10 protein-coding genes are annotated in these 11,606 nt (G+C 73.9%); 5 read left to right on the top strand and 5 right to left on the bottom strand.

Annotation, left to right across the window (positions count from 1 at the left end):
- Nucleotides 1–220 precede the first annotated feature (220 nt).
- The 4 genes from FMEAI12_RS22880 to FMEAI12_RS22865 all read right to left on the bottom strand — a co-directional run bounded on the left by FMEAI12_RS22880 (nucleotide 221) and on the right by FMEAI12_RS22865 (nucleotide 5,142).
- A complete protein-coding gene (locus tag FMEAI12_RS22880) occupies nucleotides 221–2,092 on the bottom strand; it encodes a copper resistance protein CopC (RefSeq protein ID WP_112107785.1) in 1,872 nt (623 codons plus the stop codon).
- Between the two features lie 111 nt (nucleotides 2,093–2,203).
- A complete protein-coding gene (locus FMEAI12_RS22875; protein WP_112107784.1) occupies nucleotides 2,204–2,941 on the bottom strand; it encodes a YcnI family protein in 738 nt (245 codons plus the stop codon).
- 274 nt (nucleotides 2,942–3,215) lie between these two features.
- Nucleotides 3,216–3,929: a hypothetical protein gene (locus FMEAI12_RS22870; RefSeq protein WP_112107783.1), complete on the bottom strand. Its 714-nt coding sequence runs from the start codon at nucleotides 3,927–3,929 to the stop codon at nucleotides 3,216–3,218.
- Nucleotides 3,930–3,993: 64 nt separating this feature from the next.
- Nucleotides 3,994–5,142 (bottom strand): hypothetical protein, encoded by a 1,149-nt coding sequence (locus tag FMEAI12_RS22865; protein ID WP_112107782.1) that lies wholly within the window; start codon nucleotides 5,140–5,142, stop codon nucleotides 3,994–3,996.
- Between the two features lie 124 nt (nucleotides 5,143–5,266).
- Between FMEAI12_RS22865 and FMEAI12_RS22860 the strand changes: the two genes are divergently transcribed.
- The 4 genes from FMEAI12_RS22860 (at nucleotide 5,267) to FMEAI12_RS22845 (ending at nucleotide 9,665) form a co-directional block, all read left to right on the top strand.
- Nucleotides 5,267–6,205, top strand: coding sequence for an MOSC domain-containing protein (locus FMEAI12_RS22860; protein ID WP_112107781.1), 939 nt, complete (start codon nucleotides 5,267–5,269; stop codon nucleotides 6,203–6,205).
- The gene (locus tag FMEAI12_RS22855) at nucleotides 6,193–6,840 is read left to right on the top strand and encodes a response regulator transcription factor (RefSeq protein ID WP_018504007.1); all 648 of its coding nucleotides are present in this window, start codon (nucleotides 6,193–6,195) and stop codon (nucleotides 6,838–6,840) included. The genes FMEAI12_RS22860 and FMEAI12_RS22855 overlap by 13 nt, the downstream gene beginning before the upstream one ends.
- 212 nt (nucleotides 6,841–7,052) lie before the next feature.
- Nucleotides 7,053–9,212 carry a primary-amine oxidase gene (locus tag FMEAI12_RS22850; protein WP_235014333.1) on the top strand — a complete coding sequence of 720 codons (2,160 nt, stop codon included), beginning with the start codon at nucleotides 7,053–7,055 and terminating at the stop codon, nucleotides 9,210–9,212.
- Nucleotides 9,213–9,308: 96 nt separating this feature from the next.
- A complete protein-coding gene (locus FMEAI12_RS22845; RefSeq protein ID WP_020464623.1) occupies nucleotides 9,309–9,665 on the top strand; it encodes a hypothetical protein in 357 nt (118 codons plus the stop codon).
- A gap of 63 nt (nucleotides 9,666–9,728) precedes the next feature.
- On the opposite strand, the gene FMEAI12_RS22840 is transcribed toward FMEAI12_RS22845, so the two are convergent.
- Nucleotides 9,729–10,055 carry a type II toxin-antitoxin system VapB family antitoxin gene (locus FMEAI12_RS22840; RefSeq protein ID WP_071064952.1) on the bottom strand — a complete coding sequence of 109 codons (327 nt, stop codon included), beginning with the start codon at nucleotides 10,053–10,055 and terminating at the stop codon, nucleotides 9,729–9,731.
- Between the two features lie 222 nt (nucleotides 10,056–10,277).
- Between FMEAI12_RS22840 and FMEAI12_RS22835 the strand changes: the two genes are divergently transcribed.
- Nucleotides 10,278–11,321: a DUF2470 domain-containing protein gene (locus FMEAI12_RS22835; RefSeq protein ID WP_112107780.1), complete on the top strand. Its 1,044-nt coding sequence runs from the start codon at nucleotides 10,278–10,280 to the stop codon at nucleotides 11,319–11,321.
- The last annotated feature ends 285 nt before the right edge of the window (nucleotides 11,322–11,606 follow it).

Raw genomic sequence — 11,606 nt, 5'->3', positions numbered from 1 at the left:
CCCCGCCCCCGAGCACCGCTCCGGCCCCGGCGCCGCCGACCAGTGAGGCACCGGCCCCGGCGACGACCGCACCGGGACCGGCCGGCGACCAGCGCCTCCCGTCGGGCGCCCAAGACGTGCAGAGCCCGGTCCCGGTCTAATCCCGAGTCGGAAGTAGCTCAACCGAAGCGCGTTGCCTCAGCCAGTCCCTACGCGGCCGAGGCAACGGAGCGGGCGGAGTTCAGCGGACGTCGTAGAAGACCGTCGTCACGTACTGGTCGAAGTCGTTGATGCGCAGGGTGAAGCGGAGCTGCCACTGGCCGGGCAGGGGCACGCCCACTCCCTCGGCCACGGCGTGGCCGTCAGCGACCTCCACCAGCGGGACCTGTAGGGGGCCGACACCCGCCGAGGGCAGGCTCAGCTCCCCGCTGGCCTCGACCAGCCGCTGCGGCCGGCCCTGCGGGTCGTAGGTGTAGACGTGCATCGTCTGCGCCCCGGTGCGGGTGGGCGAGACGTTGATGTCCACGGTGAGCGGGCCGGCGACGGTGGTCCTGGCGAAGGGCGGGGCGTAGGAGTCCCGGCCCGGGATGGTGTTCACCAGGATCGCGGTGACCGCCAGGACCACGGCACCGATCAGAACCTCGAACAGCACGCCACGGCGCAGCCCGGTGAGGGCGATCGAGGTGACCTGCGGCCCCGGCTCGGGGTGGTAGTGCCGGAGCACCCAGCGCCTGGCGAGGAACCCCAGCCCGAGCGCGCCGAGGACGAACCAGAGCTTGTAGAGGAGCAACCGGCCGTAGGTCGTGTCGAACAGCGCCCCGAACTCGCCGATCTCCCGCCAGGTCTGGAAGGCCCCGGTCAGGACGATCACGGCGATCGCGATCGTCGCCGTCCTCGACCAGCGTGGCAGGACATGGGCCAGTTCGACCGCGTGGGCGGGTGGCACGGGCTCGCCTTCGAGGCTCGCGTCGCGGCCCACGCCGTCATCGCCAGTGTCATTGCCGGTGCTGCTGCCGTGGCCGTCGCCCGCGCCCTGCCCGGACCAGCCGAGCAGGGTCAGGCCGAGCACGCACAGCCCGCCCAGCCAGATCGCCATGGCCGCGGTGTGCAGGGTCACGCTGGCCGTCGCCAGCCAGACCGTCTCCCCCGCGCTCGCGTGGCCGATCATCGCCATGGTCACCACAAGCGCCAGGCCGAGGCCGGCGAGCTCCACCAGTCCCCGGCGGCCGGCCCCGGACGGGTGGCGAACGCCGTCGTCGCCCGGTTCGATCATCTCCGGGTCGCGCAGCCGGCGCAGCAGCGGCACGGCCAGCAGCAGCGCCAGCACGCGGATCGCCAGGAGCTGGCCGTAACGGCCGTCCAGGGTGGTGGCCAGCGGGTCACCGCGGAAGATGCCGGAGATTCCGGACCCGGCCGTGTAGGGCCCTTGAAAGAGGAGCATCCCGACCGCGCCGACGAGGCTGAGCAGCCAGCCGGCCGCGATCAGCCGGACCGGGGCGGAGCGGCGCCCCCCGGCGGGCCACAGGACGGCCACGAAGAAGGTGGCGCCGATCAGCAGCGCAGCCCCGGCGAACGCGATGAACCTCGCCGTGCCCAGGGCCACCCCGACCACCCGGGACCCGCCGCCGCCCGAGGGCAGGGCAGCCGCTGCGCCGGCGTCGGGCGGGCCTCCGACCCCGAACGCGAACGCGCCGCCGACCGGGTGGCTGTCCGCGGAGACGACTCGCCAGCTCACCACGTACGTGCCCCGGCCGAGCCCGGCGCGCAGGGCGACGGTCGCCTGCGACGCCGCCGCACCGGCGTGCGCGCCGCCTTCGTCGGCGCGGGCGCCGGCGGTGTCCAGGATCCGGATCGAATCGGACTTGACCGAGACGGACTCGCTGAACGTCAGGGTCACCCGGGCGGGAGCGGTGTCGAGGGCCGCTCCGCCCACCGGGTCGCTGCCGGTGAGCACCGCGTGCGCCGACGCGGGCAGCGCCATGCCCAGCACGGCGACGGCGGCGAGCGCGCAGACCGCCAGCACCCTGCGGGCGCCTACGTGGCGGCGGGAGGGCTCGCCGGCGCGCCGGCGGCCGGCGCCACGCTCCAAGCCCCTTCGTTCGGATCCGGTCATGATGTTCCGTTCCGGGTGATGTTCCGCCCAGGGCGGGGGTGTCACCCCGGCCGGCCGGTGTCTGCGAGTGCGGGGTGCCTCCCACCGGCGGGTGGGAGGCACCCCGCGGGGTCAGGCCCGCCGGCGGGTCGTGATCAGTGCGAAGGCCCCGGCGGCCAGCCCGAGGACTCCCAGCACGAGCCCGGCGATCCCGAGCGCGCGTGCCGTGCCGTCCGACGTGGAGTCCGATTCCGTGGCGGCCGTGTACTCGATGCTGGCGGTGTCGTCACCGTCGTCGTCGTGGCCGGCCGCCGCGGCGGCGGTCAGCGTGACCGTCGGCGCCGGGTGCTCCAGCTCGGCGGCACCCGCCGCCGCGACATCGACCCAGCGGACGACCTCGCCGTCCGAGTAGGTCTGCAGGGTCTTGAAGACGACCTGGTCGCCCTTCTCCGGTAGCGGGCCGGCCGAGACGCTGAAGGTGTCGAACTCGCCCGGCTTGATGCCGCCGCCGTCCTGCGCCGTCCAGGTGATCCGGGTGACGATCTCGCTGACCTGGCTGCCGTGCACGGTGAGCGGCGCCGGCGGCGCGCCCTTGGTGACCTTGTACGTCCAGCCGGGCTTGGGCTGGACGGTGACCGACGCGATCGGCGCGTCGGTCGGGAACTGCACGTCGATCCCGGTGGTGGACGCCGTGTCGCTCTCGGTCGGCACCTTGAACGACAGGGTCGCGTAGCCGCCCGCGGCCGCCTCCGCCGGCGACACGGTGACGTGCGCGGACGCCGGCACGGCGAGCGCGATGGTGCCCGCCGCGGCGGCGAGCGCGCACAGGACCCCACGGCGGAGCCGGGCTGTGCGGATGGTGCGGGACATCGGAGTCCTCCTCGAAGGCCGGTCGGGCCTTCCGTCGGTGATCGGATTTGCTGACCCGAGCACCGGGGTCGTCTCGGCACGGCCGGCGGCGCCGACGCGAAGCGGCGGGCGCGGGCCCAGGCGGCACGGCCACGAACAGCACCGCCGAGGACAGCACCGGCAAGGACGGCGACGTCAGGACACGGCAGCGTCACGACGGCCGCATCGCAGGCCGCATCGTCGCGAGCGGCGCGGACCTTCCGGACGCGTGCGTGCCGGCTTCCGCCGTGCGCTGTCAGAGCGCCGGTCGGAGACTCGACCCCGGTCGACGGGTCGGCGGCCCGCGCCGTGCGGCGTCGGTTCCGAGCAGGAGGACATGAGCGTGCCACCGGATCCCCGGACCGGCCCCGCCGCCGGCGACCCGCCCGGGCATCGAGGTCACCGGCGCGGCGGCGACCCGCGGCCGCGCCGCCGCGGCGAGCGGCACGATCCGCCCCGCGGCGCGCAGCCGGGCGAGCACGCTGGACGTCATCCGCGCCACGGCGGTGACGGCGCGTTCCACCGCCAACCGCAGCGCCGCGGTGGACCACAGGCGCCGCTCGCACCGGTGCAGCAGCACGGCCACGCACGACGCGGCGCAGGCGTGCCCGGCAACCATCGACCCGCCGGGAAACAGGGAGGCCACCAGGTGCTCACCGACCCCGGGCCCCACCACCGCGACCGCGGTCGGTGCCGAGCCGGCTCCGCCCGCTCCGGGGGGGTGGTGCGTCGCGAGAACGAAGGCGGTGTGCAGCGTGGCCTGCGCGGCCAGGACGGCCCCGAGGATCTGCCCCAGCACGCGTTCCCGGTCGGCGAGGCCGTAGGCGACCCGGGTGAGAAGCCCGGCGCCGGCCGCGACCAGCAGGGCGGGTGGGCGTTCCCCGCCCGCGGCGACGTGCGCCGCGAGCGCCAGGCAGGCCGAGGAGACACCGAAGACGGCCGCTCTCGCGAGCCTGCTCGTTCCCGGCATACCTGTCACAGTCAGCAAGCCTGCCACGCGGGGACGTCACTGGCGCCAAGGACCACATTCCTTGTCACGGGACGGACACCCCGGATACCCCCGGCACCTCCGGCGCTCCGGATGAAACGGACATCTCGGGCTGACGCCGCAATGTCAGCCACACCGCGAGCCCCAGCCCCGCGCCAGCGCCCAGCGTCACCGCGGTGACCACCCGGACCACGAGCACCGGGCCGACCACCGGCGTGCCCGAGCGGACGAACACCCCGAGATCGGGCAGGCCGCCGAGGACGGCGATCAGCAGCCCGGCGCTCACCGCCAGGTAGAGCCCCGTCGGCGAGCGCCGGACGACGAGGACCGCGCCGGCCAGGGCGCCCGCCCACACGGCGATCTGCACGGCGTTGCCCCAGACGAAGGCGTCGAGGCGGCCGTCCGCGTTCGCCGCCGCGACCAGCGCGGAGTGCGTCGCGTCGGCCGCGACGAGACCGGCCAGCACGGCCGCGAGCGGCCACCGCGCCTGCCGGAGGAGACCCAGCGCGGCGGTGCCGGCCAGCACCGCGACCGTGCCCGCCGCCCACGGCAGCGGCGACGGGCCGGGGATCCACTCGAGCGTCCCCGTGTAGACGGCCTGCCGCCCATTCGCCGTCAGCGGGACGGACCAGTCCTGGATCCGGTGCCGCTGGTCCGGCGCCGCGCGCACCGCGGGCGGGTCCGCCGACCCCATCCAGTGGACCCGGTGGTCGTGCCAGAACGCCTCGACGCGGCCGCCCTGCGCCGCGGAGACCCGCACCCAGTCCGGCGGGGCCGACGGGTCGACCACGTCGGCCGGGCCGGGGTCGTCGCCGGTGCGGCTGGCGTTGAGGTACGTGGCCGAGGAACGCCGGTTCTCCCACACTCCGCGGGTGTCGAGGCGTAGGTAGGGTTCCTTCTCGTATCCCTCGACGAGGATGGGAAAGCCCGCCGTGGCCACCAGCCGCACCCGGTTCCCGTTCTCGACGACGCTCAGCCGCACACCGGGTACGGCCGGGTCCCCGGTGAGCGTGGTGTGGTAGTTCGTCGGGCCGGCCCCGCCGACGGTGTGCGCGGACGCCGGGCGGGCGAGCGCGACCAGCCACAGCGCACCGACCAGGAACGCGAGAAGCGCCGCACCCGCGCCCCGGGCCAGGGCGGGTATGAGGCGCGCCGTCCGGGAGGTGGTCCGAGGGGTGATCCGAGCACTGACCATGACGGTCTGAGCGTACGGTCGCGCGGAACATGACGAGACGGTTTCACCCGGCTCCGACAGTTTCGGCCCACTGACAGTTTCGGCCCACACCGGCGGTTTCGGGGATGGAAGGTTGAGCACGGGCATGGACGACAGCAGCGAGGCGGGCACGACCGCGAGCCCCGCCGTGGGCCGCGTCGTCCGGCTCTTCCGGTACCCGTTGAAGGGGATGACACCCGAGGCGCTCCCGGAGGTGCCGCTCCATCCGGGCGACAGCGTCCCCGGTGACCGCATGTTCGCACTCGCCCGCCCGGACACGATGTTCGACGAGGAAGACCCCGAGGTCCTGCCCAAGACCCGTTTCGTCATGCTCCAGAAGGACGAGGCGCTCGCGCGGATCCGCAGCTCGTTCGACCCGGCGTCCGGGATGCTGACCTTCGGCCTGTGCGAGCAGGCGGCACACACCGGCGACGTGCCTGGTAACGGCCCCGGCGACGGGCCCGGTGGCGGCCCCGCTGCCAGGCCCGGTGACGGGCTCGTCGACGTGCGCCGGGTCGACCTGAACACCCCGGCCGGGCGCGCCGAGTTGGAGGACTACGTCCTCGCGGTGCTCGGGTCCCGGCTCGGCGGCCGGCCGCGGCTCGTCGCCGCCCGCGGGCGGCACCGCTTCACCGACACGGGTGCCGGCGGGGACACGTTCATGCACGCCATCTCGGTGATCAATCTCGCCTCCGTCCGGGATCTCGCGGAGCGGGTCGGCGAGCCCGTCGACCCGCTGCGGTTCCGGGCGAACGTCTACATCGACGGGATCGCACCGTGGGCGGAGCTCGGCTGGGCCGGCATGGAGCTCGGCCTCGGCGCCGCCCGCGCGCGCGTGCTCGCACGGACGCCACGCTGCGCGGCGACGACCGTCAATCCCGAGACGGGGATCCGTGACATCCGGATACTCAAGGAACTCTCCAGCAACTACGGGCATACCGACTGCGGGGTCTACGTCACCATGCTGACCGAGGCGATCCTGCGCCCGGGCGACCCGCTCACGCCGCCGGACGGACGCGAGGAGGATGTGCTGTGCGGGTCGTGATCGCGGAGGACTCCGTGCTGCTGCGCGAGGGAATCCGCCGCCTGCTGACCGACGCCGGCTGCGAGGTGGTCGCGACGGTCGGGGACGGCCCCGGCCTGGTCACCGCGATCGTCGAGCACCGGCCCGACGTCTCGGTGGTGGACGTGCGCATGCCGCCGTCGCACCGCGACGAGGGGCTGCGCGCCGCGATCTCCGCGCGGGACAAGGTACCCGGTACGCCGGTGCTCGTCCTGAGCCAGTATGTGGAGAAGCAGTACGCCAGCGAGCTGCTCGCGGACGGCGCGGGTGCCGTCGGCTACCTCCTCAAGGACAGGGTCGCGGACGTCCGTGAGTTCGTCGAGGCGGTGCGGCGCGTCGCCGCCGGCGGGACGGTGATGGATCCCGAGGTGGTCGCGCAGCTGCTGGTGCGCAGCCGCCGCAACGATCCGATGGCCACGCTCACCCCGCGCGAGCGCGAGGTGCTGGGGCTGATGGCCGAGGGCCGGTCGAACACGGCCATCGCCGCTGCGCTCGTGGTGAGCGCCGGCGCGGTGGAGAAGCACATCTCGAACGTCTTCGCCAAGCTGGGGCTGGAGTCCTCCGGGACGGACCACCGCCGGGTCCTCGCCGTCCTCACCTACCTCCGGGAGTCCTGACCTCCGGGAGTACCCACCTCCGGAGTCCTGACCGGACCTGCTGCGGGAATCCTGCCGAGGCCCATCTCGGGAAATGCTGACCGGCGTCCATTTCGGACGTCCGGAAACCGCCGAACGGGCCGCCGATGGCCCGCGTTCGGCGACCTCTACTTTTGGGTGGCCCAGTCCCTTGCGTGCCGGGTCACGCACCCGAGATGTTGGTGGAGGTCGCCATGACGGTCAGTGCGTCCCCGGAGCCCGGGACGATCCCGGCGCGACCGGCGCATCCCCTCGAACCGCTGTCCGCCGCCGAGATCGGCCGGGCCACCGCGATCCTGCGGGCGAGCGAGAAGCTCGGGCCGGAGTTTCGTTTCGTTTCCGTCGAACTGAACGAGCCACCAAAAGCCGCCATGGTGTCGCGCGAGGCCGAGCGGGACGTCGGCGAGGAGCTGGCCGCGCCGGACCGGCAGGCGTTCTGCGTCCTGCACGAGCGCGGGGCGCGGCTGACCCACGAGGCCGTCGTGTCGCTGTCCGCCGGGACGGTGGTGGAGATGTACGCGGTCCCCGGCGTGCAGACGGCGATGATGATGGAGGAGTTCCTGGCCTGCGAGGACGTCGTCCGTGCCGACCCGGACTGGCAGGCGGCGATGCGCAGGCGCGGGGTCACCGACTTCTCCCTCGCGATGATCGACCCGTGGTCCGCGGGCTACACCGGGCGTGAGGACGACCCTGCCCGGCGGCGCATCGCGCGCCCGGTGACGTTCGTCCGCTCCGGGCCCGGCGAGAACGGCTACGCCCGGCCCGCGGAGGGACTGCAGGTCGTCGTCGACCTCGAGGCGATGGCCGTCATCGACGTGACCGACCACGGCCAGGGCCCGGACGGCCCCGTGCCGCTGCCGCCGCGCCCCGGCAACTACGCACCGGCGCTGATGACGGCCGCCCCGGAGAACGTCCCCGCGTTCGACCGGCTGCGCGACGACCTGCGCCCGATCGAGGTCACCCAACCGCGCGGCGCCAGCTTCACCGTGGACGGGTACGCCGTCCGCTGGCAGAAATGGGACCTGCGCATCGGTTTCACCCCGCGCGAGGGCCTCATCCTGCACCAGGTCGCGTACACCGACCGGGGCCGGCGGCGGCCGATCCTGCAGCGCGCGTCGGTGTCGGAGATGTTCGTCCCGTACGGCGACCCGGCGCCGACGCACCGGGTGAAGAACGTCTTCGACATGGGCGAGTACGGGGTCGGGGTGATGGCCAACTCGCTGCGGCTCGGCTGCGACTGCCTCGGTGACATCCGGTACTTCGACGCCGTGGTGAACGACTCCGACGGTAACCCGGTGGCGATCCCGAACGCGGTGTGCCTGCACGAGGAGGACACCGGCATCGCCTGGAAGCACACCGACTTCCGGACCGGCCAGGTCGAGGTCCGCCGCATGCGCCGGCTGGTGATCTCGATGATCTGCACGGTCGGGAACTACGAGTACGGCTTCTTCTGGTACCTCTACCTGGACGGCTCGATCGAGTTCGAGGTGAAGCTGACCGGGGTGATCTCGACCGGGGCGGTGCGGCCGGGCGAGTCGCCGTCGCACGGGGTGCTCGTGGCGCCCGGCCTGTACGGGCCGCATCACCAGCACTTCTTCAACGTGCGCCTGGACCTGGAACTCGACGGCGGCCCGAACTCGGTGCACGAGATCGACTCGGTGCCCGACCCGATCGGCCCGGACAACCCGACGGGCGTCGCCTGGCGGACCCAGGACACGCTGCTGGACTCGGAGCGCCACGCCCAGCGCAGGGTCGACCCGTCCGTCGCGCGGTTCTGGCGGATCACCAACCCGCGCGTCGAGGGCCCGCTCGGCCGCCCGGTGGCCTACCGGCTCGTCCCGGGGCACACGGCGCCGTTGCTGGCGCATCCCGACTCGCACCAGGCGGCGCGCGGGCGGTTCGCGTCCCGCAACCTGTGGGTGACCGCGCACGACGAGCGGGAGCGGTACGCCGCCGGCCGCTACCCGAACCAGAACGCGGGCAACGAGGGCCTGCCGCAGTACGCGGCCGCGGACCGGCCGGTCGCCGACACCGACATCGTCGTCTGGTACAGCTTCGGGGCGCACCACGTCGTGCGCCCGGAGGACTGGCCGGTGATGCCGGTCAGCCGGATCGGCTTCGAGCTGCGCCCGGACGGCTTCTTCGACGGCAACCCGGCCCTCGACCTGCCCCCGGCCGAGCACCTCGCCGGGCACGCATCCGGGCACCTCGCCGGGCAGGCTGCCGACCCCACTGCCGGGCACGCGGCCGGTTGCGCCGGCGGGCAGCCGGGAGACCACACAGCAGACAACGCGGGTGGCAGCTCGGACGAGCACGTCGGTGGGGCCGCGGACGGGCCCGGTCGTGCTGTTTAGCCGGGGCGTCGGCGGGCGGGCGCGCACGCGACACGCCCCGGCCGGAAGGGACGGCTTGCCCCGGAACGGGGGTAGCTGCCCTAGGCTCCCGGAGTTGTGAGTCCCGTTCTCGCCACGAACCGGGCCGGGAACCTCGTCCGTGCTCTGATCACGATCGCCCTGCTGGCCCTGATCATGCGTACGGCCTACCTGCTCTGGGTCTTCCACACGCCGGCCTGGACGTCACGCCCCCACGACATCCACTACTGCGGTGGATGGTACGAGCGCCAGGAGACTGCGGATGTCTCCGGGGCCCAGGCACGCAAGCTCGCCGGCGGGCGGCTCAAGCAGGTCATGCGCTCCCCCGTGCTTCGGCCCATCGCGGCCTACCGGCCGGGGTCGGCGTGCCCGCGCTACGTCTTCGCCAAGGTCGGCGAGGACACCTACGTGACCTACGAGATCACCAACGACTGAGCCGGGCCCGCACCGCCGCCACCAGGCCCCGGACCTGGAGCGCGGGAAGCGCCCGGCCCGGCGTCACTGGTGGCTGAGCCTGCCCACCGGCCGTGCCGCGGTGTGCACGTGCACCCGGGCGTGGATGGACGTCCGCTGCGCCAGCGCCGCGCGCACGGCGCGGTGCAGGCCGTCCTCCAGGTAGAGCGCCCCACCCCACTCCACGACGTGGGGGAACAGGTCGCCGTAGAACGTCGAGTCCTCGTCCAGCAGGACGTCGAGCGCCAGCACCCGTTTCGTCGTGATGAGCTGGTCGAGCCGCACCTGCCGCGGCGGGATGGCGGCCCAGTCCCGCTGGCCAAGACCATGATCGGGGTACGGGCGACCGTCACCGACCAACTTGAAGATCACCGGCACCTCCTTCTCGAGGGGCGAGACACTGCCCGACCACGACAGCCTAGAATCCTCCGCCCGCGAACCGGATCGCGGTGCCCTTCCGGGACCGCGTTGCGCGGACATTGGGAATCGCGACCAGTGTTGATCTGAGACAGGGGACCACAACCGGACGAAAGGCTTGACCATCGGGCTCTCGACGACTTAAGTAAGCCTTACCTGATGACAGGAGGAGGCCCGGTGACGAGTCCAAGCTCGGACGTCGACATGCCCGTGTTGGCTGAGCAGGCGAGGACCATCCTCGCCGGCGGCCGCTGCGCGCTGCTCACGCTGCCCTGCGCCCACGTTCGGGGCTGGGTCGGACTCATCGACGACGGCGGCGAGCCCCTGCTGCTCGTGGGCGCCGACAGCCCGCCCGCGCGGTGCGCGGACTCCGGCCGCCGCGCACGCGTCGACGTGCCCGGCCACAACGGGGAGCGCCTGGTCCTCGCGGGGGTGCTGGCCTCGGCGGCGGAGACCGCCGACGAGCTCGTCCAACGCCTGGGCAACCTGGGGCGCAGCATCACGGTGACCTCCGGCGACATCTCCGATCTGCGTGTCCTCTCCGTGGCCGTGGACGAGGTGCTCATCTGCCTGCCCGGCCGCGCCGAAGCCCCGGCCGGCGCCACCCGGGCACCGGTCGCCGACCGGACGGTCGCCGACCGGACAGCCGCCGGCTCCGTGCCGGTCGCGACCGAGCTCGCGGCAGGCACCGAAGCCGCACACGCCGAGCTGGCCGCGGGCACGGAACTGGCTACCGGCACGGAAGCGGCGGGTGCCGAACTGGCGGCGGGCACGGAGGTCGTGGAGGCTCCGGCCCCGCGGCGGTCCCGGGTCACCCGCCGGGCGCGGGGCGCGCGGCGCGACGCGGCGGCACGCCCCGGCGGCCGCTGGTCGTCGCTCGGGCCGGCCCGCCGCGTCGAGCTCACCTCGTACGCCCTCGCCGAGCCCGACCTCGTGACGGCCTACGCCCCGGACCTGATCGAGCACCTCAACAAGGCCCACGCCGCCCAGATGCGCCAGCTCGCCGCGCGCGGCGTCACGGCGGCCGGAAGCATCTGCGCCGACGAGGTGATCGGCGCGTCGGTGACCTCGCTCGACCGGGCCGGCCTGGACATGTGGCGGATCGGCCCCGACGGCGCCGACGCCGTCCGGGTGCTGTTCCGGTCTCCGCTGGCCGAACCTCGCTCGCTCGGGCTCGAGCTGCGCCTGCTGCTGGAAGAGGCGGAGCACGGCACCGAATGAACCGCGCTGACGCACCGGAGCCGACCGCCGACGGGCCCCGCCGTACCGCCACCCGCGGCGTGGCGGACACCGTCGCGGGTCCGGCCCGGGCGGCCCGCGCTACGGCGGTCTCCGCCACCGCGGCCCCCGTGCCGGCAACATCCGGCCCGGCCACGGCAGGCGCCGACAGGGCGCGCGTTCTGTCGCCTTTCGACCCACGGGTGACGGATTGGGCCCGGGCGGTGTCCGTACCTGTCCCCAGGCCCGGCGGGCGGGGATCATAATCGGCATCGGACTCCCCTGACC

This window comes from Parafrankia sp. Ea1.12 (assembly GCF_900465275.1).
In the GTDB taxonomy this organism is placed as follows: Bacteria; Actinomycetota; Actinomycetes; order Frankiales; family Frankiaceae; genus Parafrankia; species Parafrankia soli.
This window is presented reverse-complemented; position numbering and strand designations above follow the sequence as displayed.